A 23232-nucleotide genomic window follows, 5' to 3' on the forward strand; every position below is an offset into this window, starting at 1 on the left:
AAGGCATCGGCGCCTTCTCGAAATCATCGGACCGGCCTCGTGGCGCGGGCACGATGAGACTGGAGATCAAAATAGATGTTTGATGCCGGCCTACGCAACGACCGGCTAACCTCTGTTAACACGCAAGCAGGCGCAGCTTGCCCAATGTCCCGATGACGACCAAAGCGAGTCCGACCGTCAATACGGGATGTTGAATGCGTTCCACTAATACTCAAGACGAACTTACCGAACGGCGGTTCGAGCTGCTCGTCCAGTCCGTTACCGATTATGCGATCTACATGCTGGATCCCACCGGTCGCGTCGTGACATGGAACGCAGGTGCTGAGCGGTTCAAGGGCTATTCGGCGGATGAGATCGTGGGACAGCATTTCTCCCGCTTTTTCACGCCGGAGGACGCGGCGGCTGGCCTGCCGGCGCGGGCGCTGGAGACCGCCGCCCGAGAAGGAAGGTTCGAGGCTGAAGGCTGGCGGCTTCGCAAGGACGGCAGCCGCTTCTGGGTTCACGCCATCCTGGATCCGATCCGCGACGATGAAGGCCAGCTGATCGGCTATGCCAAAATTACGCGCGATGTGACCGAAAAGCGCCGGCTGGAGCAGGCGCGATACGAGAGCGAGCTGCAGTTCCGAATGCTGGTGCAGGGCGTGCGCGATTACGCGATCTACATGCTCGATCCCACGGGCAAGATCACCAGCTGGAACTCAGGCGCCCAAGCCATCAAGGGCTACGAGGAGCGCGAAATCATCGGCCAGCACTTCTCCCGTTTCTACACGGACGCGGATCGCAAAGGCGGCGTGCCGGCCACCGCGTTGGCCACCGCGCTGCGGGAGGGTAAGTTCGAAGCCGAAGCGCAACGGGTGCGGAAAGACGGCTCCCTGTTCTGGGCTCACGTGCTGATCGACCCCATCTATGATGAGACGGGCAAGCATGTCGGATTTGCCAAGATCACCCGCGACATCAGCGAGCGCAAGCACGCTGAGGAAGAATTGCGAAATACGCAGGAAGCGCTGTTGCAGTCGCAAAAGCTGCAGGCGCTTGGTGAGTTGGCAGGTGGGATCGCGCACGACTTCAACAATCTGCTGACCGTCATTCGCGGTTCGGCGGACTTTTTGCTGCGTCAGCCCGACCTGACACTGGACAAGCAGAAGCGATATCTCCACGTGATGCTGGAGACGTCGGAGCGGGCGGCGAGCCTGACCTCGCAACTGCTCGCCTTTGCCCGCCGCCAACCGCTCGAGCCTGAGGTGCTGGATCTGAGCGTCCGGTTGGACGCGATCAGTGAGATGCTGCAGCGAACACTCGGCAGCCGCTACGAGCTAGCGCTCGATTTCATGCCTGAATTGTGGCTGGTCGAGATCGACCCCACGGGACTGGAAGCGGCCTTGCTGAACGCGATCCTCAACGCGCGAGATGCCATGGCGGACGGCGGGCGGATCGATATTGCGCTCCGCAACAGCAAGCGCGATGGCGTTGAGGGCGTAAGCCTTACCGTGACCGATCACGGTGAGGGTATCCCAAAAGACAAGTTGGAGCGCGTTTTCGAGCCGTTCTTCACGACCAAGCCCACTGGCAAGGGCACCGGCCTCGGGCTCCCCCAGATCCACGGTTTTGCACTGCAATCGGGTGGCACCGCGGAAATCCGGTCAGAAGTCGGCCGTGGAACAACTGTAGAGATTTGGCTCCCTCGGACCAACAAAAGGTTGGAAGCGCGGGCTACCGATGGAAGCGGCCCAAAGGTCAAGCCGGGGCTGCGTGTTCTCCTGGTCGAAGACAGCGAGCACGTCCGCTATTTCGCGCATCAGCTTCTGACCGATCTTGGCTGTGAAGTTACGGAAACAGCGGACGCAGATCAGGCTCTTAGCAAGCTCGCGCAGCAGGATTTCGACGTAGTATTTTCCGACATCGTCATGCCCGGAAAAACCGGGCTTGAGCTGGCCGAGCTTGTTCGCAGCATTCGTCCGGACCTGCCGGTGCTGCTGGCCAGCGGCTACAGCAGCAAGCAGTTCATTCCCCTGGACCAGCGCCGGTTTCCGATCCTGCGCAAGCCTTATGACTACGAGGCGTTGGCCAGCGCGATCTCCCAACTGACGGATTGACGCAGGCAACGCGCTCGCCCGGCGTGAACGTATCGTCTACAGCGCGCAAATGCTCTCAATCCTCGTATTGGCCTCTGCGCCCCTCGCGAGCACGCCGCCCGATCGAGGCTGCTTGAGCCCGGATGCCGCTGCCGTAGTGGTGTGTGGGCGGGCGGCACAACAATATCGGATCGACCCGAACGTCGCGGCTGCTGCGCGACAAACCGATCGGGATCTTCAAAGCGCCTCGTCGGCGACACCCGCTGCACAGGCCGCGTGCGCGCGTTCGCCGATGGGATGCGGCAAAGGGCTCGACAGCCTGGATCTCGCAAACGTTGGCCTGGTCGTCGGCACAATGGCCGTGAAGGCGGCCACCGGAAAGGATTGGGCCGAACCGCTACGACCGGCAGGGCCCGGCGAATACCAGCGGTATCGCGAGGCAAAGCAAATGCGCGAGGAACGCGAGGCAAACCGGGCCGCGCGGGCGCTGCGGGACAAGGCACGCAACGCCGCCGAGCAGCAGCATTAGCTGCGCATTCAACCATGTGAATGCGCCCCGATCCGCGGGACTTCACCACACAGCCGCCATAACGAGGAAACGAAATGCTTGACTGGAAGCTGACCGGCTACCTGATTTCCAGCATCAGCGTATTGTTGCTTGGTGCGTCCGGCTGGCCCGGTGCGGAGCAAGCCGCGTGGAAACTGCCGGCACTTCTTGGCGGCATGGCGACGTCGATCGTGGGCATGGCATGCCGCGAATATTCGCACCGCCAGGAAAAGGCGGCGATTGCTTACGCCAAGCGCGAAGCAAAGAAGCGGTAGAAGTGTAGGCGACCCGACGGAACACAAGCGGAGCACGCGCGCTTCCTGCGCAAACAGGAGGAGCGTGGCCATGGCCGATAAACAGGATGCAATTGCGCTGCTTAAGGCGGATCATCGCGAAGTCGAAGAGCTGTTCGAACAGTTCGAGAAGGCAGCGGGCGACGGGCGCAAGCAGAAGCTCGCCGAGCAAATCTGCCTGCAGCTGTCAGTCCATTCCGCGATCGAGGAAGAGATTTTCTATCCGGCGTGCGAGGGCAAGGTCGAGGAAGATCTGCTCAAGGAATCCTACGTCGAGCATGACGGCGCCAAGGTGCTGATCGCGGAAATCCTGAATGGCGGCCCCGACGACGAATATTACGACAGCAAGGTCAAGGTGCTTAGCGAAGAGATCGAGCATCACGTCCAGGAGGAAGAAAAGCGCATGGAGGGCTTGTTTGCGCAAGCGCGCAAGGCGGGGCTCGACATGGACGCGCTTGGGGAACAGCTGGCGGCGCGCAAGCAGGAGCTGACCGCGGAGTATAAGGCGAGCGGCGTGCCCACACCGACGCTGACAACGATGGAATCGACGACCGTCTAATCCAGCTCAATCTGGTGGATTTTCGGAACCCCGATGATCCACCAGAGCGCGCCGAATGCGGCGACGGCGGCCGTAATGGTGCACGCCGTCGCATAGCCTGCGCGCTGAACGATAATGCCGGTCAGAATGGGGCCGAAAATTCCCGATGAGTTGCCGATCGCGTTTTGGATGCCGACCCAGGTGCCGACCGCGCGAGGCCCCGCGAACATCTGCGCAATGGCATAGGTGTTGAGCGAAAGGGCGCCTGTGGCGATGCCCGCGGTGCAAAGCAACATCGTGAGCTTCACCGGACTATCGGCGAAGGGCAGACAGAAAACCGCGGCGGCCGCGACAATCTGCCCCGCGAGCATCATGAAACGTCTTACGGCAGCTTCCGATCGACCCGAACGGGTCCACCAGTCAGAGACCAGACCCAGTGTTAGCGCCGCGACCGCCTGGGCAGCGTAGCCGAGCGTTGCGATCCAAGTCATTTCGGCAATGGATAGACCGCGCGACTTGGTCAGGAACAGCGGCAGCCAGCCAAGCAGGAAATAAAAGACGTAGTTGCTGGCGACATGGGCAATGGACATCGCCCATAGCGGCCACTGACGAAGGAGGTGGCGGGCGGGCACACTGACCTGCTGCGCACGATGATCCGGCGCCCCCACCCCGCGGCTAGCCCTTTGCCACGGCACGAGCCAGATCAGTGTCACGAGACCGAAGACGATGAAGATTGCCCGCCACCCATAGGCGCCGAGGATCATCCCCCCTGCGAGAGTTCCGGCGGCAGGGCCCAGGGCAATGCCAAGCGCCAGCGCCGAATTGGCTATGCCGCGTCGCTCAGCAGGCAGATGCGTGGCAATGATCTTAGAAGCACCGGGAAAGGCCACTGTTTCCCCCATGCCGAGGATCACGCGCAGGATCATCAACGGCGCAAAGGTCGACACGAAGCCCATCGCCAGCGTGGCCACGGCCCAAAGGAGGACGCCGGCCGCCATCAGCTTGAACACCGAGAAGCGATCGACCAGCCAGCCGACGAAAAGCTGGATCGGTGCGTAAACCCAGAAGAAGGCAGATAGGATGATACCGAAAGCTTCGGGGCTGAGCCTCAGCTCCGAAATCATCAGCGGCGCGGCAATGCCGATGGCGCCGCGGTCGACGTAGTTGAAGAAGACGGCGATGCCGAGCAGGGCAACGAGGAGCGTGCTGCTCCGCCGCGGCAGGGAGGCGGTCAGTAGCCGCCCTTCATTGCGTCGATCAGCCGGCCGACCATTCCCTTGTTGCGCGACGGCTTGACCACCGGACCCGCGATGTCGCGGATGTCGCCGCGGCCGCTGGCGGCGAGCATGGCGAGGCCGACGAGGGTCGAGAAAGCGGGGCCGCTGTGCGCATCGGGCAGGCCGGTGATCTGCTTGGGCCGTCCCAATCGGACGGCGCGGCCGAGGACGCCTTGCATGTAATCGGCGACGTTCTTCAGCTCGGCACCGCCGCCGGTCAGCACGACCTGGCGACCGACGGGGCCCGTGAAGCCGAGCGTCTTGAGCGCAGCCTCGATCTCGTTGGTCAGTTCTTCGACGCGCTGGCGAATGACCATCATCAGCTGAGCGCGAGTAAGCTTCATCGGCTCGGCCCCCTGCTCCGCTCCAATCTGCGTCGCCTCGATGATCTCGTGATTGTCGCGCGGACTCGTCATCGCCGAGCCGTAGAAGCACTTCAGCCGCTCGGCATCACGGCGCTGCACGGCGAAGGCCGCGGCGATGTCGTTGGTGATATCCTTGGCGCCGAGCGGGATCGAATGGAGGCCGAGCAGCATCCCGCCGTAGTGCACGGACACGTTGGTCACTTCAGCGCCCATCTCGACCAGCGCGACGCCGAGCTCGCGCTCTTCCTCGCTGAGGCAGGCGAGGCCCGCCGCGATCGGAGAGGCGACGATGGCACGGACGCCGAGGTGCGCCTGACGGATGACGGTGTCGATGTTGCGCAGTGGCGCGGGTTCGGCAGCGATGACATGGATGTCGACGCCGAGCTTGCTGGCGTGGAGACCGATCGGCTGGTGCACGCCCTGCGCGCGGTCGATGGTGAACAAAGCGGGGTGCGCGTGGAGAACGACCTGGCCGTTCTTGTCGATGGCGTCCTTGCCAGCCTGAAGGAGTTGGTTGATGTCCGCCTGCTCAATGGCGTGGCCGCCCAGCTCGACCTCGACATTGGCGAGGTCGCTGACTAGGCCGCCGGCGCCGTAGCTGGCCCACACGTCCTCGACGGTTAGGCCGGACATGCGCTCGGCAAGCTCGACCGCTTCGCGCACGGCGAACTCGCTGGCGGCCATGTCGGTGATGAAGCCGCGCTTGACGCCGCGACTCTCGCGCTGGCCGGTGCCGAGCACCGTCAGGCGGCCCGTCTCGTCGGCCCGCGCGATCATCGCGCTGACCTTGGACGATCCAATATCGAGGGCGGCGATGAGGGGTTGTTCGACCGGCTGCGCCACTAGCCCTCCTGCGGCGGCGGTGCGGCGGGCGCGATGGCTTCGCCCGGCGCGCGCGGCAGGCGGACGATCATCTTGCCGGGCACGCGAAGGTCGAAGCGCAAGATGCCGCGGCCGAGCAGGCCGGTCTGCTTGTCGAGGCGCACGAACTTGGTCAGCGCCGCCTTGGCCGCTTCCTCGCCTTCGGGCAGCGACACGGTCTCGCCGGACTGGAAGCTGAGGTCCCAGCGGCGGCCACCGACCCAGTTTGCAGATGCGAGTTGCGGCTTTAGGGTCGGAACGGCAGCCATCAGGCGGCCGAGCTGTTCCGATTGCGCGTTGGCGCCGGTGCCGATCACGAGCGGCAGATCTGGCATCTTGTCGACGGGAACGCGATCGAGAACGACGCCTTCATGGTCGATGAGCGCGAGACGGCCATCGCTTTGCCACAGGGCGGACGGCGTGCGCTCGACGATGTCGATGACGAGCGTGTCCGGCAGTCGGTGCGAGACGCGCGCGTCCTTGACCCAGCCGTAGCCGAGCAGGCGCTGGCGGATGGCGGACACGTCGACGAGGGCTTGCGGCGCTTTGCTCAAGCCAGCTTCGTCGGCCGCGCGCTTGAGCTCGTCGGTGACGACCGCGTCGACCAATTTGCGGTCCATCTTGTTAATGCCAACGATCTGATAGCCGCTGACGGTGAAGCCGGCGTGGCCGACCGCCACTCCCGCCGCGCGTTCCGCCTTGGCGGGGATATCGAGGGCGATCAGGGCGACGAAGGCAATGACGACGACGAAAGCGGCGAAGACGAGACCCGCGACCTTGTTGGCGCGCGCCTGATCGACCGGGAGGCGTTTCACGATCTTCTTGGGGACCGCGACCTTGGAGGATTTCTTGGCGTTAGCGCGACCGGCGCTGCCGCCGCGACGTACGTGGGCGGCGGTCATTTCAGCGCTTCCTCGATCAGGCGCTCGACCAGTTCGCCATAGGCGATGCCGCGATGCTTGGCCTGCTCGGGCACCAGGCTGAGCGGGGTCATGCCGGGCTGGGTGTTGACCTCGAGCAGATAGATGCCAGCCTCGCCCAGCTCATCGTCCCAACGGAAGTCGGAGCGCGAGGCGCCCTTGCAGCCGAGCAGCTGATGCGCCCGCGCGGCGATGTCCATCATCGACTGCGCGATCTCGTACGGCACCTCGGCGGGGCAGACGTGCTGGGTCAGACCGTCGGTATATTTGGCGTCGTAGTCGTAAAAGCCGGCCTTGGGCTTGAGCTCGGTCACCGCCAGCGGGTCGTTGCCGAGCACAGCGACGGTGAGCTCGCGGCCCTTGATGAAGGGTTCGGCCAGCAGCCGGTCGAAATGCTGCCAAGGTCCCTCGACGTCCTTGCCAATCGGGTTGCCGTAGTTGCCGTCGTCCGTGACGATCGCGACGCCGACGGACGAACCTTCGTTGACCGGCTTCACCACATAGGGCCGCGCGATCGGGTCTTCCTGGTGCAGGCTCTCGCTGGAAACGATGGTGCCTTCGGGCATGCGGATGCGGTGCGGCACCAGCACCATCTTGGTCAGCTCCTTGTCAATCGCGATGACCGACGTCTCGACGCCGCTGTGCGTGTAGCGGAAACCCATCAGGTCCATCATGCCCTGGACGGTGCCATCCTCGCCCGGCGTTCCGTGCAGCGCGTTGAAGACCACGTCGGGCTTCAGCTCGGTGAGGCGCGCGGCGACGTCGCGGTCCATGTCGAGCTCGGTCACGTTCGACCAGCCGCGCTCGCGCAGCGCGCCAGCGACGCCCTTGCCGCTCGTCAGCGAGACTTCGCGCTCCGACGACCAGCCCCCCATCAGGACGACAACGTGCAGATCCTTGTTCATTCCTTGCCGACCCGTTGGATTTCCCATTCGAGGGTGATGTGGGTTTTCGCTTCGACGCGGCGCCGCACTTCCTCGCCCAGCTCCTCGATCTCCGCACTGGTGGCGCTACCGAGGTTGAGGAGGAAATTACAGTGCTTTTCCGAGACTTGCGCGTCGCCGATCCGGAAGCCGCGGCAGCCCGCCGCGTCGACCAGTGCCCAGGCCTTGTGGCCCGGCGGGTTCTTAAAGGTCGAGCCGCCGGTGCGGCTGCGCAGCGGCTGCGATTCCTCGCGGGCGCGGGCGATGGCGTCCATCTCGGCCCCTATGGCCTCCGGATCGCCGGGCTGACCGCGGAACACGGCGTCGATTACGATCGCGCCCCCAGGCAGCGCGCTGTGGCGGTAGGTGTAGCCGAGCTTGTCTAGCGGCCATTCCTCGACCTCGCCGGAGCGCAGCGCGACGCGGGCGGAGACGAGGATGTCGCAAACCTCGCGGCCATAGGCGCCGCCGTTCATGCGAACGAAGCCGCCAACGGTGCCCGGGATGCCGCGGAGGAATTCGAGGCCGGCGATGCCTTTGTCGCGAACGGTCGAGGAGACGAGGATGCCGGTCGCGCCGCCGCCGCAACGGACGGTGGTTTCGTCAAGCTGCTCGATTTTGGCGAACGGCTTGCCGAGGCGGACGACGACGCCTCGCACGCCGCCGTCACGGACGATAAGGTTGGAGCCGAGGCCGAGGGCCATGACCGGCACGTCGGGATCGAGGCAACGGAGGAAGTCGGTGAGGTCCTGCTCGTCCGCGGGCTCGAACAGCCATTCCGCACTACCGCCGCTCTTGAACCACACCAGCGGGGCGAGCGGCGCGTTGGGGGTCAGCTTGCCGCGAACGGCGGGCATGGTGGCGACGCTCATTTGCGCGCCCTCGCATCGCAGATGCCGTCGGCGAGTGCTGCGGCCCATTTGGTGATGTCGCCGGCGCCCATGCAAATGACCATGTCGCCTTCGGCAGCGAGGTCCCGCAGTTCGCCGCACAGTTGTTCGAGACTGTCCACGGTACGCACCATGCGGTGTCCGTGGGCGCGCAGGCCCTCGACCAGCGCCGCAGCATCGACGCCGTCGATCGGCTCCTCACCCGCGGCGTAGACGGGCGTGACGAAGACGACGTCGGCGTCGTTAAAGGCGTTCTGAAATTCTTCCATCAGCCCCTGGAGCCGCGTGAAGCGGTGCGGCTGAACGACCGCGATGACGCGGCCTTCGGCTCCTTCGCGCGCCGCGGACAGAACGGCGCGGATCTCGGTCGGGTGATGCGCGTAATCGTCGATGACCGTGGCGCCGTCGACCTCGCCAACCTTGGTGAAGCGACGCTTGACGCCATCGAATCGTTCGAACCCGGCAATGATTGCATCGTCCGAAATGCCGAGTTCCAACGCGACGGCGATCGCGGCGAGCGCATTCTGTACATTGTGGCGGCCGGGGATCGGCACGCTGACCGGAATCGTGCGGCGTTCGCCTGACTTGTCGAGGATCAGAGCGTCGAACTTCGTGCCGCCGGCAACTGGCGTGACATTGTCGGCGCGCACATCGGCCAGTGCCGAAAAGCCATAGGTGACGATCCGGCGGTCGCGGATGCGGCCGATGATGTTCTGCACCTCGGGGTGGTCTACGCAGAGCACCGCGAGACCGTAGAAAGGCACGTTCTCGATGAACTCGACGAAGGCGTCCTTGACCCGGTCAAAGCTGCCGTAATGCTCGAGGTGCTCCGGATCGATGTTGGTGACGACGGCAATGGTGCCGTCGAGGCGAAGGAAGCTGCCGTCGCTTTCGTCGGCCTCGATCACCCACCAGTCGCTCTTGCCGAGGCGGGCGTTCGAGCCGTAGCGGTTGATGATGCCGCCGTTGATGACGGTCGGGTCGACGCCGCCGCTGTCGAGCAGCGCGGCGACCATCGACGTCGTCGTGGTCTTGCCGTGCGTCCCGGCGACCGCGACGGTCTTCTGCATGCGCATCAGCTCGGCGAGCATTTCGGCGCGGCGGACGCGCGGCAGGCGGCGCTCGGCGGCGGCCTGGACCTCCGGATTGCTGTCGGGGATGGCAGTCGAGCAGACAACGACCGCTGCATCACCGAGATTATCGCGGGCATGGCCGATGTGCACGGGGATGCCGGCCTTGCGCAGCTTCTCGACGACATAGCCTTCGGCGGCGTCGGAGCCCTGCACCTTATAGCCGAGCTGGTGCATCACCTCGGCGATGCCGGACATGCCGATGCCGCCGATACCGACGAAATGGATCGTGCCGAGGTCGGTGCCCATCGCCTTCATCATGCCGGCATGGCTCCATCCGGAGCGGCGGCGGTGACGCGCGGCGACAAGCCGACGGGCACGGGGGCGACACCGTTGCCGACGCGCTCGACCAAGTCGGCGAGGTCGCGCGCGGCGTGCGGGCGGCCGACTGAGAGGGCGCGGGCGGCGGCGTTGTTGAGCGCGACGGGATCCATCGCCAGCGCCTCGATCTGGCGCGCGAGCACGTCGGGCGTGAAGCCCGATTGCGGGATCGAGCGCGCGCCGCCGGCCTTCACCATCTCGCGGGCGTTGGCGGTCTGGTGATCGTCCGTCGCGGCGGCGAAGGGAATTAGGATCGCGGGGCGACCTGCGGCGGTCAGCTCGGCGATGGTCGAAGCACCCGCGCGGCCGATCATCAGGTGGCAGTCGCCGAGCTTCGCGGCCATGTCCTCGATATAGGTCATCAGCTCGGCCGGGATTCCGAGCTCGGCGTAGCGCTGGCGAACGCGTTCGATGTCGTCGGGCCGGCATTGCTGGACGACCTGCAGCCGGCGGCGCAGCGATGGATCGAGGAGGCCGAGGCCTTCGGGGACGACGCGGCCGAGGATGCTGGCGCCCTGACTGCCGCCGGTGACGAGGAGCTTGAGCGGCGCGGCTTCGTCGAACGCCGGGAACGGCATCGTGCCGAGGCGCGAGATTTCCTCGCGGACGGGATTGCCGACGACGACGACCTTGGCGCGGTATGCGGGTTTCAGGCGGTCGATCTGGTCGTAGGCAACGCCGATCGCTTCGGCTTCACCAGCCAGCAGGCGATTGACGCGGCCCATGACCGCATTCTGTTCGTGCAGGACGGTCGGGATTTTGCGCGAACTGGCGGCGAGCAGCGACGGGAATGCGGGATAGCCGCCGAAGCCGACCACTGCGTCGGGGGTGTGCTCGCGGTAGAGGCGCTTGGCCTGCCCCCTGCCCTTCATGACCGCGCTCGCGGCCTTGATCCAGCCTAGCGGACCGCCGCCCAGGCGTCCGGCGGGAAGGATATGGACCGGAACGCCGTCGAAGAGACCGGGAAAGCGCGCGCCGCGTTCGTCGGTGATCAGCAGCACGCCGTGGCCGCGAGCCTTGAACTCGGCGGCCAGCGCGTGCGCCGGGATCATGTGGCCGCCAGTCCCTCCGGCAGCGAGCGCGAAATTCATGCCGTGATGCTCTCCCCGCTCCACTTCACGACGTAGGGCGAGCGGGTCAGATAGGGATTTCGGCGGGTGAAGGCGAGCAGCAGGCCCATGCCGATCGAGAGCGCGAGCATCGATGAACCGCCATAGCTGATGAACGGCAGCGTCATGCCCTTGGATGGCGCGAGCTGCACGTTGACCATCATGTTGATCAGCGCCTGTAGCCCGAACTCGATGGCGAGGCCGGCGGCGGCGAGGATCGAGAAACTGTTGTCCTCGTCGAGCAACTTGATCAGCACCCGGGCGACGATGGCGAGATAGAGGAAGGCGATGGCGAGGCAGGCGATCAGCCCGAACTCCTCGCCGATGACGGAGAAGATGTAATCGGTGTGCGGCTCGGGCAGGCCGAATTTGCGGGTGCCCCCGCCCGGACCCATGCCGAACAGGCCGCCCGCGGTGATCGTCCGCAGCGCGTTCTCGACCTGGAAATTATCGCCTTCGCCGAACAGGAAGCCGTCGATGCGGACAGTGGCGACGGGATAGAAAAAGTAGGCGAGGATGACGCCGACCACCGCGCAGGCGGCGAGGATGCCGAGCATGCGCAGGCTGACGCCTGCTAGCGCCAGCATCGCGACCCACACCGAGCAAAAAATGATCGTGCTGCCGAAGTCCGGCTGCTTCATCAGCAGGATGGCGATGAGGCCGACGACGCCGGCCGAGATCGGGAAGACCGGCAGCGACTTGTCGGTGTTCTTCAGGCTGAGCAGCCACGCCATCGCGACGACGAAGAAGGGCTTGAGGAATTCCGACGGCTGCACCTGGCCGAGGCCGAATTCGAGCCAGCGGCGGGCGCCGTTATGCTCCGGCCCGACGATGGGCACGAAGATCAGCATGGTGAAGAAGATCGCCGCGCCGATCAGCGAGAAGCGGCGCACCCGGTCCTTGGGCATCATCGAGATGCCGATCATCACCGGCACGCCGACCGCGATCCACACCAGTTGGCGCCAGAAATAATAGAGTTCGGAGAAGCGGACGTTGCCGCCCGAATAACGCTGACCGGCAGCGGGCGAGGCGGCGGCGACGGCAATCAGGCCAATGGCGATCAGCACGGTCACCAGCAGCAGCAGGACCTTGTCGATCTCCCAGAACCAGCGGCCCATGGCGCTGGTGTCCGACCGGCCATAGCGTTCCGGATCGATCAGCGACGCCTTGGCCTTGATCTGGCCCGAGATGCTCTTGATCATAACTTCCCCACCAAATCCCGGAACTGGTCGCCCCGGTCCTCGAAGTCGCGGAACTGGTCGAAACTGGCACAGGCCGGCGACAACAGCACCGTATCACCGGGCGCGGAATCCGCAGCCGCCGCGCGTATGGCATCGGCCAGTTTTCCACAGTTTTTCACACAGATGCGCCCACCGAGCAGCCGCTCGAACAGGTCAGCCGCTTCGCCGATCGTGTAGGCGGCGACGACGTGCCCGAAAAAAGGCGAGCATTCGTCGAGATTGTCGGTCTTCGCCTGCCCGCCGCAGATCCAGCGAATGCGCTCAAATGCGGCGAGCGCGGGGGCGGTGGCTGTCGGGTTGGTGGCCTTGCTGTCGTTGACGAACAGGACGCCGTTCAGGTCGCAAATGCGCTCCATGCGATGTGGGAGGCCGGGGTAGGTTCGGAGAGCGTCACGGATCTTGTCCCAACTCACTACTGAGCGGCCGATGAAATTCGACCTAATGTTCCGTGCGGCCCACACCGCCGCGATCACGTTCTCTGCGTTGTGAGGCCCGGCGAGCGTCGGCCAGTCTTCTTGCCTGCCGATGCGGGATTGCAGGTCTTTTGATCTCAGTTCGCCCGCCGTTACGATCAATACGTTTTCGGAGAATTCTTCGTGCTCCGCGGCAATCTGTGACACCGCACCTCGATCTTCGACGAAAATTGGCGTGTGCCTAGCCGTTTGCACGGCAAACAGCCGAGCCTTGGACGCGGCATACGCTTCGAAGCTCTCGTACCGGTCGAGATGATCGGGCGTGATGTTGAGCAGCACCGCGACGTCGCAGTCGAGGCTTTGCGTCAGGTCGATCTGGTAGCTCGAGAGCTCCAGCACATAGACCCCGCCCTTGGGCAGCGGATCCTGCGACAGGATCGGAAGACCGATGTTGCCGCCCATGGTGGTGGGCACGCCCGCGGTCTTGAGAATGTGGTGGACGAGCGCGGTGGTGGTCGACTTGCCGTTGGTGCCGGTGATGCCGACGACCTTGTGCGGCGGCAGCTCCGGGCGGGCTCGCGCGAACAGCTCGATGTCGCCGATGATCTCGACCCCGGCATCGCGGGCGCGCTGCGCGATGGGGTGGCGGTTGAGTGGCAAGCCCGGCGTGACGACGAGGCTGTCGAACTGGGAGAGGTCGGCTTCGTCGAGGTTGGCGAGTTCTGTACCCGCGGGCGCGTTCGCCCTCGCCTCCTCTTTCGCATCCCAGGCGGTGACGTGCGCGCGGCTCGCCAGCAGCGCCTCAACCGTCGCAATCCCCGACCGCGCAAGACCGTAAACCGCGTAATGCTTGCCTGCGAAGGCCCGCGAGGTGATCACCGCAGCTTGAGCGTCGCGAGGCCCGCCAGGGCGAGCACGAAGCTGATGATCCAGAAGCGGATGACGACGGTCGGCTCCGACCAGCCGAGATGTTCGAAATGGTGGTGGATCGGCGCCATCAGGAAGACGCGCTTGCCGGTGCGCTTGTAGACGGCGACCTGGATGACGACGCTTAAGGCCTCGACGACGAACAGGCCGCCGACGATGGCGAGCACGAACTCATGGTGGGTGGCGACCGCAACTGCGCCGAGCGCGCCGCCGAGCGCAAGGCTGCCGGTATCGCCCATGAAGACCGCCGCGGGCGGCGCGTTGAACCACAGGAAGGCGAGGCCCGCGCCGACGATGGCGAGGCACAGCACGGTAAGGTCGCCGACGCCGGGGACGTGCGGGATGCCGAGATATTCGGCGAACTTCGCGTTGCCGACTAGGTAGCTGATCAGGAGGAAGGCGATGCTGGCGATTATCACCGGCATGGTGGCGAGGCCGTCGAGCCCGTCGGTCAGGTTCACGGCGTTGCCGAAGGCGACGATGACGAAGGCACCGAACAGGATGTAGCCCCAGCCGAGGTCCGCCACAGTCTCCTTGATGAAAGGCAGGTGCAGGCCGGTGCCGCCGGTGCGGACGATCAACCAAGTGGCCGCGCCCGCGATCAGGAATTCGAGGGCAAGGCGCGTCTTGCCCGACAGGCCCGCGTGGTGCGCCTTGCGGACCTTGTCGTAATCATCGAGCCAGCCGATCAGCCCGAACCCGCCAGTGACGAGCAGACACGCCCAGACATAGGGGTTCTTGAGGTCCATCCACAGCAAGACCGAGATCGCGACCGAGGTCAGGATGAGGAGACCGCCCATGGTCGGCGTGCCGCGTTTGGCGAGGTGGCTTTGCGGGCCGTCCGTGCGGATTGGCTGCCCCTTGCCCTGTTTGGTGCGCAGCCAGCCGATCAGCCAGGGACCGAGCAGCAGGCCGATCAGCAGCGCGGTCGCGCTCGCCGCGCCGGCGCGGAAGCTCAGGTAGCGGATGAGGTTGAGGATGCCGGGAAAGCCCAGCTGCTCGGCGATCACGTAGAGCATGTGACGCCCCCTGCAACGCGCTCGACCAGTTTCGCAAGCCCGACGGCGTTGGACGCCTTGACCAGCACGGCGTCGCCGCCGCGAAGGATCGACTGCAAGGCGGCGGTGGCTTGATCGACGTCGCTCACGCGGTCGACCGGCAGCTGGCCAGCAAGTGCGGCTTCGAGCGACGCCATTTCGGCGCCGATTAGGATGAGGTGGTCGACCTTTGCTGACAGAACCGCGGGGGCAAGGCCCGCGTGAAGCGCGTCGGCATGTGCGCCAAGCTCGCGCATCGTGCCGAGCACCGCAATGCGCCGCTGCACGCCCCGCTCTTCACCCAGACTCTTAAGCGTGGCGGCCATGGAGGCCGGATTGGCATTGTAACTTTCGTCGACCAGCAGGATCTCGCCGTCTTCGGCATCGATCCGGTGACGTTCGCCGCGGCCTTTCAGACCACCGAGATCCGCCAGCGCAAGCCCGGCAAGGCCCACGTCAGCGCCGACCGCTTCCACCGCCGCTAGCACGGCGAGCGCGTTCGAAACCCAATGCTCGCCCCGCTGGGAAATGGTGAGCGTCAACTCGCGTTCGAGGAGCGACGCGCTGATCAGGCTCCCGCCGCCTTCGGCGGTCACCGCATGAATCGCGAATACGTCAGCGTCGCCAGTGCCGAAGGTAATGATGCGGTCGGCATGGCGTCGCGCAGCCTTCACGAGCCGGTCGCGCTGCGGTGTGTCGTTAGGAATGATTGCGACACCATCCCGCTCAAGACCCTCGAATATCTCGCCCTTGGCGTCGGCGATCGCTTCGATGGAGCCGAGGCTTTCGATGTGCGCGGGCGCAATAGCCGTGACCAGCGCGACGTGGGGGCGGACCTGACGAGTCAGCGCCGCGATTTCGCCCGCATTGCTCATACCCATTTCCAGCACGGCGAACTCGGCGTCGCGCGGCATGCGGGACAGGCTGAGCGGGACGCCGGTGTGATTGTTGTAGCTTTTGACCGAGCGATGGACCTTGCCTGGGTGGGAACGCTCCAGCGCAGCGGCCAATGCCTCCTTGGTACTGGTTTTTCCCACCGAACCGGTGACGCCGATGATCCTTGCGCGGCTGCGCTCGCGCGAGGCGCGGCCGAGGGCTTCGAGTGCAGCTACGGCATCGTCGACGAGCACATGCGGTCCGTCCACGGGCTGGGCGACGATTGCTCCCGCGGCGCCTTTGGCGAAGGCGCCCTCGACGAAGCGATGGCCGTCATAGACCGTGCCCGGCATGGCGATGAACAGCTCGCCCGGCTCAACTTCGCGGCTGTCGAAGGTCACGCCAGTGACTTCGAAGCTACCACTTGCGGTGCCGCCGGTCACTTCCGCGATTTCGTCGGAGGTCCAAAGCGCGGTCACGCTGCGCACTCCCGCGCCACGAGCGCATCGTCGAATGGCAGCACCTTGTCGCCAATGATCTGGCCGGTCTCATGGCCCTTGCCGGCGACGAGGACGATGTCGCCTGCCCGCGCGATGCGGATCGCCTCGGCAATGGCTTCGCGGCGGCCGCCGACTTCGAGAGCGCCGGGTGCGCCGGCCATGACGTCGGCGCGGATGCGGGCGGGATCTTCGCTACGCGGATTGTCGTCCGTGACGATCGCGATGTCCGACAGCTCGGTCGCGACCTTGCCCATTTGCGGGCGCTTGCCCTGGTCGCGGTCCCCGCCGGCGCCGAAGACGGTGATCAGGCGGCCTTCCACATGCGCACGAAGCGCAGCGATCGCGGCTTCCAGCGCGTCGGGCGTGTGGGCGTAGTCGATGTAGACGGGCACGCCGGCGCGGCTGATCACCGCGCGTTCGAGGCGGCCGCGGACCGGTGCAAGACGCTGCATTGCCGCGAATGTCGCGTCCCAAGCGCCGCCGGTCGCGAGGGTGAGTCCGGCAGCGGTAAGCACGTTGGCCGATTGGTAGGCCCCGATCAGGGGGAGGGCGAGCCGGTGGGTCTTGCCGTCATGGTCAAGGATCAGTGTTTGTCCGAGCGCCGTCGGGCTTTGCTCGACCAGGCGGATGGTCTCGCCCTTTCGGCCGACCGTCTTGACCTGGTGGCCACGCCGCGCCGCGCGTTTGATGACTTCGCCCGATTTGGGATCATCGGTCCAAATTACCGCGGGCTTACCGGGTTCGAGCAAGTCGTCAAACAGCCGCATCTTGGCGTCGAAATAGGCGTCCATCGTCTCATGATAATCAAGATGGTCGCGGCTGAAGTTGGTGAAAGCGGCGGCCGCTAGCGGAATGCCTTCGGCGCGGTGCTGATCGAGGCCGTGGCTCGAGGCTTCATAGGCGACATGGCTGATGCCCATGCGCTTGAGGCCGGCCATGTTATTGAGGAAGGTGACGATGTCGGGGGTCGTCAGGCCGGTGCTGACCTGGTCGTCGGACGTGGTGACCCCCAGCGTGCCGATGGACGCCGAACGGTGACCGAGCATGCGCCACAACTGGCGGGTCATCTCGACCGTCGAGGTTTTGCCATTGGTGCCGGTGACGGCGACCACTACCTCTGGGAACGGGGCGTAGAACTTGGCCGCCAATCCAGCAAAGAGTCGACGGGGCTCTTTGTCCGCGAGAACAGGAACCGAAGCGTTGGCATCAGGTCGGGCAACGACCGCTACGGCGCCCCGCTCAACCGCATCGCCGATGAAATCTTCGCCGTTGAACTTCGCGCCACGGAAGGCGCCGAAGACGCTGCCGCGCGCGACCTTGCGGTGATCGATAGCAAAGCCCGTGACCTCGGAATCCGAATCCACGTCCGCGAGATCGCGCAGCCGCACCGGCGGTTAGTCCTTCTTTTCGACGATGTAAGGGAGGACCGTGGACATGTCGGGCTCGCGGTTCATGTCCGGCTGCACACCCAACATCGGCGCGATGCGACTGATCGTCTGGCTGACGACCGGCGCGACGTTCCAGCCCGCGGTCGTGAAGCCGTAGGTTTCCTTGGTGGCCTTGGGTTCATCGAGCATGGCGACGACCACATAGCGCGGCTCGTCCATCGGGAACACACCGGCGAAGCTCGTGATGTTGATCGTCTGGCTGTAGCGGCCGTTGATGAGTTTCTGCGCCGTGCCGGTCTTGCCGCCGACGCGGTAGCCGGGGGCATCGGCCTTTTTGCCGGTGCCCTTCATGACCACGACGCGCAACAGCGGTCGCATCCTTAAGCTGGTTTCTTCGCTGAAGACGCGCTTGCCGGCGGTCAGGGGGTGCGCGCGGTCGACCTTCACCAAGGTCGGCTGATGAAAGACCCCGCCGTTGAAGAGCGTCTGGTAGCCCATCGCCAGTTGTAGCGGGGCCACCGCGATGCCCTGGCCGAAACCGACGGTCAGCGTCTCGAACGGGCCCCATCGCGAACCCGGGGTCAGAGCGCGACCCCGTTCCTTCAGCTCAATCGGGACTGGGCCGGTAAAGCCCATCTTCTTGAGCCAAGCTTTCTGGCGTTCGGTACCGAGTTGATCGGCGATCCTTGCGGTACCGATGTTCGAACTTTCCCGCATGATGTCCGCGACGGAGCAAGCGCGTCCGAACGGGTGGGTGTCGTGAACGATATGGCCGTAAATCGGCAAGGTGTTCGGGCAATCGTACATCTGGCCGAAGCTCTTGATGAGGCCGCTGTCCATCGCCATCGCAACCGTGAACGGCTTGAAGGTCGAGCCGAGCTCGTAGACGCCCTGTGTCGCCCGGTTGAAACGCGCATCCGGGTTGACGGCGCCCGGCGCGTTTGGATTGACCTCCGGTAGCGAGGTCATCGCCAGTACTTCGCCGGTCTTCACGTCCATGATGACGCCCGCGGCACCGATCGCCGAGAAATGCGTCATCGCGGCCATCAATTCATGCTCGAGCGCCTGCTGCACGCGGCTGTCGATCGACAGCACGAGCGGTTCGCCGCGCGTGGCGGCGTCGGACAGGCGCTGATCGAACGCGCGCTCCATGCCGGCGACGCCATGGCCGTCGATGTCGGTGTAGCCGAGCACGTGGGCGGCCAACGTCGTCTGCGGATAAAGACGGTCGGGCTCGCGCTGGATGGCGAGACCGGGCTCGCCCAGTGCATTGACCGCTTCAACCAGCCCGGGCGAGGCGCGGCGGCGCAGATAGAAGAACGGCTTACCCGAGCGCAGCAGCGCGAAATATTGCTCTTCGCTTTGCTCCGGCATCAGGCGCGCGAGCTGACGGGCCAGCGCCAGCTTGTCGCCGATCACCTTGTTCGGGTGGATGGCGATGGTCCAGGCGTCGATGGTGCGGGCGAGCGGATCGCCGTTGCGGTCGACGATGTCGCCGCGGTCCGGAATCAACTGGGTCAGGCTTTCCTTGCGGCCCGCATGATCACCGAACGCGGCGAGATAGAGGATGCGAAGCGCAATGATCGCGACGATGCCGGCGTAGACGATCATGCCAAACATCAGGCGCTGGTGCATCAGCGCCAGAAGCTGGCGGCGCTGACCGACGAGTCGGAGCCGCTCGGGCCGTGGCGCGACGAGAGCGGGCGACGGTGCGTTCATCGTTCGGCAGTTTTGCCCTTCGAGGTTGCGAGATGCTTGGCCGGTAGCGGCGCCAGCGGGTCGATTTTCGCAAGCTGCACCGGCTTTGTCACCGGCTTGGCGGCAGGGACAGCGGGCTTATCCACCGCTTTTTTGGCCGGCGCCGTAACGGACTTAGGCGTGTCCTTCGACGCGACTTTGACCGCCTTGGGTTGGGCGGCCGCGAGGCCCGGCTTCCCTACGGACTTGGGTGATGCCGACCTATCCGCCGTGGCCGGCTTGCCCGTGGGTTTGGTCTCCGTCAGGGGCAATGTAACGGAGGACCGTGCCGGGACCTCGCGCGTCTCGGTCTTGTAACTGGCGACATGCATCAGCGCCGCCGGCGAAGCCGTGGCAGCGGGCGCGCCGCTGTCGTCCACTTCAGGCTGCGCGATCGGCGATGCCTTCTCCGGCGCCGGCGCAGAAGCCAGCACCATGGGCGCCTTAAAGTCGACCTGATGGTCCGGCCGGGCCAGGCGCGCGAGTTCGAAACTGCCCTTCAGCAATTGATCGGCCGCCGGCGCGGACAAGGCGAACGCACCGGCATTCCACCGCTCGAGCTGCGACAGGCGTCCGCGCGTACCGATCTCCGTCTGCAGCACGCGCATGTCGCGCTGCGCCAGGACGATCCGGCTCTCGACATCTTCCAGCGCCGCTCGCTCGGAAGCGACGCGGAGGGACACGAGATAGCAGCCAAGCGCCGCACCGGCGCAACTGGCGACCATGAAGACGGAGCGGAAACTACTACGGCCACTCATTGGAGGCGATCCCTGGAGATTGGGTTGCGGGCGGGGGCGGAAGTGCGGATGGCGCTGCGCAGGCGCGCCGAGCGGGCGCGCGGGTTGACTGCGAGTTCCTGCTCAGAGGGCGAGACGGGCTTGGCGACGCGCTCGAAGGTCGGCTCGTCGGTCGCTGCGACCAGCGGACGATGCCGCGAACCGGCAGGCGTGCTTCCGCTGCGTTCCCGGAAGAAGCGCTTCACGATGCGATCTTCGAGGCTGTGGAACGTGACCACGGCGAGGCGGCCGCCGGGCTTCAACGCGCGCTCGGCGGCTTCCAGGCCCTCTTCCAGCTCGTCGAGCTCGGCGTTCAGGTGAATGCGGATCGCCTGGAAGGTGCGGGTCGCGGGATCGCTTTTCTGGCCCGGTCGAAAGCCCGCGGCACGGCGCACGATGGCGGCCAGTTCAGCCGTGCGCTCGACCGGACGGGCGGCAACGATGGCGCGGGCGATCGCCCGGGCGCGCGGCTCCTCCCCAAAGTCGCGCAATACCCGGGCGATGTCGGCCTCCTCGGCCGAATTCAAAAATTCTGCAGCAGTAAGACCCGAGCGGCTCATCCGCATATCGAGCGGACCATCGGCCTGGAACGAGAAGCCGCGATCGGCGCGGTCGAGCTGCATCGATGAGACACCGATATCGAGCGCGATGGCATCGACCAGACCGATCCCGCGATCGGCCAGCGCACGGTCCATTTGCGAGAAACGCTCCTCGACCAGCGTCAGGCGCGGATCGTCAACGAGCGCGGGGCCGGCAGCAATCGCATCGGGGTCGCGGTCGAAGCCGATGACCTGGTCAGCGCCGGCGGCCAGGATCGCGCGGGTGTAGCCGCCCGCGCCGAAGGTGCCGTCGACCGCCGTGCCGCCGTCGTGCAGCGCCATCGCCGCGATGACCTCATTGACCAGCACCGGTACATGCGGGGCAAGCTTCGTGCCGGTGCTGGTCATGAGGCGCCTCGCTCTTCGAGGCGGTAACGGGCGATGTCCTTGAGGTCCTCTGGGATACGAGGATCGTCGAGAAGCAGCTGCGGGTTCCAGATCTGGAAGGTCTCGCCGGTGCCGAGGAACAGCGCGAGATCGCCGATCTGGCCTTTGCGGCGCATCATCGGCGGCATCAGGATGCGACCCGAGCTGTCGTAAGGCGTTTCTTCGGTGGCGGCGAACGCCATGAGGTTGCGCTGCTGATATTCGAGCTGCGCGTCCGGGCTCGTCTCTTCCTTTTCGGCCAGACGCTCGAGCTTTGCGTGCTTCAGCGCGGCGTAGGCAGGGTCATAGGCGCTGAGGCAGGGAAAAGCTTCGTGCTTGGCGAGGACGATCGTGCGGGCGTCGCCACGGCGTTCGATCACCCCGCGCAGGAATGCGGGAATGGATACGCGGCCCTTTGCATCGACCGCGTTCAGCGCACTGCCCTGAAACAGATGCTCTAGCGCCACGCCAAACCACTCCCCGTTCGTAGCGCACGAGCGGGTCCATCACGGATGCGCGCCATCGCGCGCACCGCGTCAGGATCGAATCAAAGGGTAAGCCCCCGCGCTACAGTCGATGTTGGTAACTCAACGACTTGCGGGATACAATGGGTTTTCATGGGAATTCGTGGGTTTTCGTGGGAAAGTCCGGAATTCCGTGCTTTTTTGGTGGGCGAAGGTTGGTTTTGTTCTTAACTTGTTCTTGCGGCGACCCCTGTGGATAAGTCTGTTTGTTGCGAATCGTTGCCGGATAGCCACGCCAGAAGATCCGTTATTGCGGCGAGCGCTGGCGAACCGGGTTCTGCATTGAGAAAATCCGCATCGGCGACGACGATGGCGCGGCCGTTACCGATCCGGCATACAGCGACGAAGCCATCGCTTCCGATGTTACAAGCTCCTTCTATCGCGCCCGGTGACACGGCGGTGACGTCGCGGCCGGCCAGCGCTCGTTTGGCGGGCCCGCGTGCGTCTGGCGCGTTAAGCCTCAGTCCCCAGTGCGCCAGGAGGCCAGTGTCGGTGAACATGATAGGCGGGTGCAGCGGATCGCCGAGCGGGCGGGCGCTCGGCCATTCCAGCATCGGGTCCGCAAGGACGAGGACCCTGCCGCCGCGTCGAACCCATGCATCCAAAGCGACGAGATCTTGCGGCGACTGGGCAGGCGGCTGCGCCATGAGCAATAAACGCCCCTTCGATAGTTCAGTCGCGCTGGAGGTACTGATCGGCCGAACATCGAATATCGCGGAAAGCGCGGTGAGCGTCGGCGATCCCTGGCCGCGCGGGTCGAAGCCCTCGCCAAATACGATAGGCAAACTGGTCAGCAGCATCACTTGCGGCTTCGCGACGGTGCGGCTCGACTTACGCTGCCAATAGGTTCCCGCCAGGAAAACAGCAGCAACAAACGCAACGAACAACCCTAAGAGCGCGCGTCGACGCGCGCGGGTCATTTGTTTTCAGTGGCGGAGTTGCTGTCTCGCGACGAAGCCCCAGGCGCGACACCTAGTTCTGCGAGAGGCTCGCTTGGCTCTTTATTCATTGATGCCTGCTCGGCCGCGTTCACCGTATCGTCCCGGCTCGAACGGCTGATGATCGAACCCAGGAGAACCAGCAAAAAGGCGCAGGCAAGCCCGGTCAACCCGATGCGGATGCGCTGCGCGCTACTGCCGGCTTGATAGGGCATCGTCTCGACGAAGCTATGTCTCGCTTCGACAATATGCAAGAAGTCGGCCTTGACGCTAACAGCGTTGCTAGCGAAGGCGACGCCATGACTCGCACCCCCATGCTATTCGCGCTTGTCGCTGCCGCTGCGTTAGCCGGCTGCAACAAGGAAGATCACACCATCGTGGCCGGCGGGCCGCAGGAAGATCCCAGCACTGCCGTTACGAACAACGAGCCGGTTGCTCTCCCCCCTTCGATCCAAGCGAGCAAGTCGTATCGCTGCAAGGATAATAAACTCGTCTACATCGACTGGATGTCGGACGGCACGGCACGCGTGAAGAAGACGCGCGAGGAAGCCGGCACCAGCGTCACCGTCGGCAATGAGCTCAAGGGTGACGCCAAGGCCTCGACGGTCACTTACAACGGCGAAAGCTGCAAAGCTTAAGTCGCTCCGCTTGAACTCCCCTCTCG

At 65.1% G+C, this 23232-nt stretch carries 23 protein-coding genes; 5 read left to right on the forward strand and 18 right to left on the reverse strand.

Annotation, left to right across the window (positions count from 1 at the left end):
- Positions 1-194: 194 nt before the first annotated feature.
- The 4 genes from QU596_RS06080 to QU596_RS06095 all read left to right on the forward strand — a co-directional run bounded on the left by QU596_RS06080 (position 195) and on the right by QU596_RS06095 (position 3471).
- Positions 195-2093, forward strand: coding sequence for a hybrid sensor histidine kinase/response regulator (locus tag QU596_RS06080; protein WP_308517765.1), 1899 nt, complete (start codon positions 195-197; stop codon positions 2091-2093).
- 49 nt (positions 2094-2142) lie between these two features.
- Positions 2143-2601: a hypothetical protein gene (locus QU596_RS06085; protein WP_308517766.1), complete on the forward strand. Its 459-nt coding sequence runs from the start codon at positions 2143-2145 to the stop codon at positions 2599-2601.
- A gap of 74 nt (positions 2602-2675) precedes the next feature.
- Positions 2676-2894 carry a hypothetical protein gene (locus tag QU596_RS06090; protein ID WP_308517767.1) on the forward strand — a complete coding sequence of 73 codons (219 nt, stop codon included), beginning with the start codon at positions 2676-2678 and terminating at the stop codon, positions 2892-2894.
- 70 nt (positions 2895-2964) lie between these two features.
- A complete protein-coding gene (locus QU596_RS06095) occupies positions 2965-3471 on the forward strand; it encodes a hemerythrin domain-containing protein (RefSeq protein ID WP_308517768.1) in 507 nt (168 codons plus the stop codon).
- Here QU596_RS06095 and QU596_RS06100 read toward each other — a convergent pair.
- From QU596_RS06100 to QU596_RS06185, 18 genes are all read right to left on the reverse strand, one after another.
- On the reverse strand, positions 3468-4685 hold the full coding sequence (locus QU596_RS06100) for an MFS transporter (protein ID WP_308517949.1): 1218 nt from the start codon (positions 4683-4685) through the stop codon (positions 3468-3470). The genes QU596_RS06095 and QU596_RS06100 overlap by 4 nt on opposite strands.
- A complete protein-coding gene (ftsA, locus tag QU596_RS06105; RefSeq protein ID WP_308517769.1) occupies positions 4682-5935 on the reverse strand; it encodes a cell division protein FtsA in 1254 nt (417 codons plus the stop codon). The genes QU596_RS06100 and ftsA overlap by 4 nt, the downstream gene beginning before the upstream one ends.
- Entirely contained in the window at positions 5935-6855 is a 921-nt protein-coding gene (locus QU596_RS06110; RefSeq protein WP_308517770.1) for a cell division protein FtsQ/DivIB, read from the reverse strand. Before QU596_RS06110 ends, ftsA begins: the two co-directional genes overlap by 1 nt.
- Positions 6852-7778 (reverse strand): D-alanine--D-alanine ligase, encoded by a 927-nt coding sequence (locus tag QU596_RS06115; RefSeq protein ID WP_308517771.1) that lies wholly within the window; start codon positions 7776-7778, stop codon positions 6852-6854. The genes QU596_RS06110 and QU596_RS06115 overlap by 4 nt, the downstream gene beginning before the upstream one ends.
- Entirely contained in the window at positions 7775-8668 is an 894-nt protein-coding gene (gene murB, locus QU596_RS06120; protein ID WP_308517772.1) for a UDP-N-acetylmuramate dehydrogenase, read from the reverse strand. Before murB ends, QU596_RS06115 begins: the two co-directional genes overlap by 4 nt.
- Complete coding sequence (gene murC / locus QU596_RS06125; protein ID WP_308517950.1) at positions 8665-10074, reverse strand: UDP-N-acetylmuramate--L-alanine ligase; 1410 nt, start codon at positions 10072-10074, stop codon at positions 8665-8667. The genes murB and murC overlap by 4 nt, the downstream gene beginning before the upstream one ends.
- On the reverse strand, positions 10074-11228 hold the full coding sequence (murG, locus tag QU596_RS06130; protein ID WP_308517773.1) for an undecaprenyldiphospho-muramoylpentapeptide beta-N-acetylglucosaminyltransferase: 1155 nt from the start codon (positions 11226-11228) through the stop codon (positions 10074-10076). The genes murC and murG overlap by 1 nt, the downstream gene beginning before the upstream one ends.
- Positions 11225-12448: an FtsW/RodA/SpoVE family cell cycle protein gene (locus tag QU596_RS06135; RefSeq protein WP_308517774.1), complete on the reverse strand. Its 1224-nt coding sequence runs from the start codon at positions 12446-12448 to the stop codon at positions 11225-11227. The genes murG and QU596_RS06135 overlap by 4 nt, the downstream gene beginning before the upstream one ends.
- Positions 12445-13779, reverse strand: coding sequence for a UDP-N-acetylmuramoyl-L-alanine--D-glutamate ligase (gene murD, locus QU596_RS06140; RefSeq protein WP_308517775.1), 1335 nt, complete (start codon positions 13777-13779; stop codon positions 12445-12447). Before murD ends, QU596_RS06135 begins: the two co-directional genes overlap by 4 nt.
- Entirely contained in the window at positions 13776-14846 is a 1071-nt protein-coding gene (mraY, locus tag QU596_RS06145) for a phospho-N-acetylmuramoyl-pentapeptide-transferase (protein ID WP_308517776.1), read from the reverse strand. Before mraY ends, murD begins: the two co-directional genes overlap by 4 nt.
- The gene (locus QU596_RS06150; protein WP_308517777.1) at positions 14834-16219 is read right to left on the reverse strand and encodes a UDP-N-acetylmuramoyl-tripeptide--D-alanyl-D-alanine ligase; all 1386 of its coding nucleotides are present in this window, start codon (positions 16217-16219) and stop codon (positions 14834-14836) included. Before QU596_RS06150 ends, mraY begins: the two co-directional genes overlap by 13 nt.
- Entirely contained in the window at positions 16216-17628 is a 1413-nt protein-coding gene (locus QU596_RS06155; RefSeq protein WP_308517778.1) for a UDP-N-acetylmuramoyl-L-alanyl-D-glutamate--2,6-diaminopimelate ligase, read from the reverse strand. Before QU596_RS06155 ends, QU596_RS06150 begins: the two co-directional genes overlap by 4 nt.
- 6 nt (positions 17629-17634) lie before the next feature.
- Positions 17635-19347, reverse strand: a complete 1713-nt coding sequence (locus QU596_RS06160; protein ID WP_308517779.1) for a peptidoglycan D,D-transpeptidase FtsI family protein — start codon at positions 19345-19347, stop codon at positions 17635-17637.
- Complete coding sequence (locus QU596_RS06165; protein WP_308517780.1) at positions 19344-20123, reverse strand: hypothetical protein; 780 nt, start codon at positions 20121-20123, stop codon at positions 19344-19346. Before QU596_RS06165 ends, QU596_RS06160 begins: the two co-directional genes overlap by 4 nt.
- Positions 20120-21088 (reverse strand): 16S rRNA (cytosine(1402)-N(4))-methyltransferase RsmH, encoded by a 969-nt coding sequence (rsmH, locus tag QU596_RS06170; protein WP_308517781.1) that lies wholly within the window; start codon positions 21086-21088, stop codon positions 20120-20122. The genes QU596_RS06165 and rsmH overlap by 4 nt, the downstream gene beginning before the upstream one ends.
- The gene (locus tag QU596_RS06175) at positions 21085-21573 is read right to left on the reverse strand and encodes a division/cell wall cluster transcriptional repressor MraZ (protein WP_308517782.1); all 489 of its coding nucleotides are present in this window, start codon (positions 21571-21573) and stop codon (positions 21085-21087) included. The genes rsmH and QU596_RS06175 overlap by 4 nt, the downstream gene beginning before the upstream one ends.
- Positions 21574-21797: 224 nt before the next feature.
- Positions 21798-22550: a Gldg family protein gene (locus QU596_RS06180; protein ID WP_308517783.1), complete on the reverse strand. Its 753-nt coding sequence runs from the start codon at positions 22548-22550 to the stop codon at positions 21798-21800.
- Positions 22547-22822 (reverse strand): hypothetical protein, encoded by a 276-nt coding sequence (locus QU596_RS06185; RefSeq protein WP_308517784.1) that lies wholly within the window; start codon positions 22820-22822, stop codon positions 22547-22549. Before QU596_RS06185 ends, QU596_RS06180 begins: the two co-directional genes overlap by 4 nt.
- Positions 22823-22867: 45 nt before the next feature.
- On the opposite strand from QU596_RS06185, the gene QU596_RS06190 reads away from it, so the two are divergent.
- Positions 22868-23206: a lipoprotein gene (locus QU596_RS06190; protein WP_308517785.1), complete on the forward strand. Its 339-nt coding sequence runs from the start codon at positions 22868-22870 to the stop codon at positions 23204-23206.
- The last annotated feature ends 26 nt before the right edge of the window (positions 23207-23232 follow it).

This window comes from Sphingomonas flavescens (assembly GCF_030866745.1).
Classification (GTDB): domain Bacteria; phylum Pseudomonadota; class Alphaproteobacteria; order Sphingomonadales; family Sphingomonadaceae; genus Sphingomicrobium; species Sphingomicrobium flavescens.